Origin of the sequence: Azospirillum sp. B4, assembly GCF_000333275.1 — a bacterium.
Classification (GTDB): domain Bacteria; phylum Pseudomonadota; class Alphaproteobacteria; order Azospirillales; family Azospirillaceae; genus Nitrospirillum.
The window spans coordinates 1-1477 of record NZ_BACU01000405.1 but is presented as its reverse complement, the minus strand read 5'-3'; the positions used below and the strand labels follow the sequence as shown (position 1 = coordinate 1477).

Genomic DNA, 1477 nt, shown 5'->3' with positions numbered 1-1477 from the left:
CGTGCCCGTCGCACCGCTGGCCACAACGCTGTAGCTGCCCACCGAGGCCACCGTGCCGCTGCCGCTGCTGGCCAGCGTCACCGCGCTGATGCTGTCGCCATTCACCAGGCCGCTGCTGTTATACCCCGTCAGGCTGGCGCTGGCGCCGTAGGTCTTGCTCGCCCCGCTGGCCGTGATGGTCAGCGCCGCCGGGGTCACCGTCAGCGTGCCAGCGGCATAGCTCACCGAGTAGTTGCTGAGCCCCGTGCCCGTCGCACCGCTGGCCACAACGCTGTAGCTGCCCACCGACGCCGCCGTGCCGGACCCGCTGGACGCCAAGGTGACGGCGCTGATGCTGTCGCCGTTCACCAGCCCGCTGCTGCTGTACCCCGTCAGGCTGGCGCTGCTGCCGTAGGTCTTGGACGCCCCGCTGGCCGTGATGGTCAGCGCCGCCGGGGTCACCGTCAGCGTGCCGTCGGCGTAGCTTACCGCGTAGTTGCTCAGGCCGGTGCCCGTCGCACCGCTGGCCACAACGCTGTAGCTGCCCACCGACGCCGCCGTGCCGGACCCGCTGCTGGCCAAGGTGATGGCGCTGATGCTGTCGCCATTCACCAGGCCGCTGCTGCTGTAGCCCGTCAGGCTGGCGTTGCTGCCGTAGGTCTTGCTCGCCCCGCTGGCCGTGATGGTCAGCGCCGCCGGGGTCACCGTCAGCGTGCCAGCGGCATAGCTCACCGAGTAGTTGCTGAGCCCCGTGCCCGTCGCACCGCTGGCCACAACGCTGTAGCTGCCCACCGACGCGGCCGTGCCGCTGCCGCTGCTGGCCAAGGTCACGGTCGCGATGCTGTCGCCATTCACCAGGCCGCTGCTGTTATACCCCGTCAGGCTGAGGCTGGCGCCGTAGGTCTTGCTCGCCCCGCTGGCCGTGATGGTCAGCACCGCCGGGGTCACCGTCAGCGTGCCGTCGGCGTAGCTTACCGAGTAGTTGCTCAGCCCCGTGCCCGTCGCACCGCTGGCGGTGATGCTGTAGCTGCCCACCGACGCCGCCGTGCCGCTGCCCGTGCTGGCCAGGGTCACCGCCGCGATGCTGTCGCCGTTCACCAGGCCGCTGCTGCTGTAGCCCGTCAGGCTGGCGCTGGTGCCGTAGGTCTTGGTCGCCCCGCTGGCGGTGATCGTCAGGCTGGCGGGATTCACCGTCAGCGTGCCATCGGCGTAGCTCACCGAGTAGTTGCTCAATCCGGTGCCCGTGGCGCCACTGGCCACAACGCTGTAGCTGCCCACCGACGCCGCCGTGCCGCTGCCGCTGCTGGCCAAGGTCACGGCCGCGATGCTGTCGCCGTTCACCAGGCCGCTGCTGCTGTACCCCGTCAGACTGGCGCTGGTGCCGTAGGTCTTGCTCGCCCCACTGGCCGTGATCGTCAGCGCCGCCGGGGTCACCGTCAGCGTGCCGGCGGCGTAGCTCACCGCGTAGTTGCTGAGGCCGGTGCCCGTGGCGCCACTG

The 1477-nt window shown here is 70.7% G+C and carries 1 protein-coding gene; it reads right to left on the bottom strand.

Features of this window, described 5'->3' with window-relative positions:
• Positions 1 to 1477 (bottom strand): S-layer family protein (locus tag I55_RS37155; RefSeq protein WP_044561953.1); only part of this gene is annotated, 1477 nt, incomplete at both ends.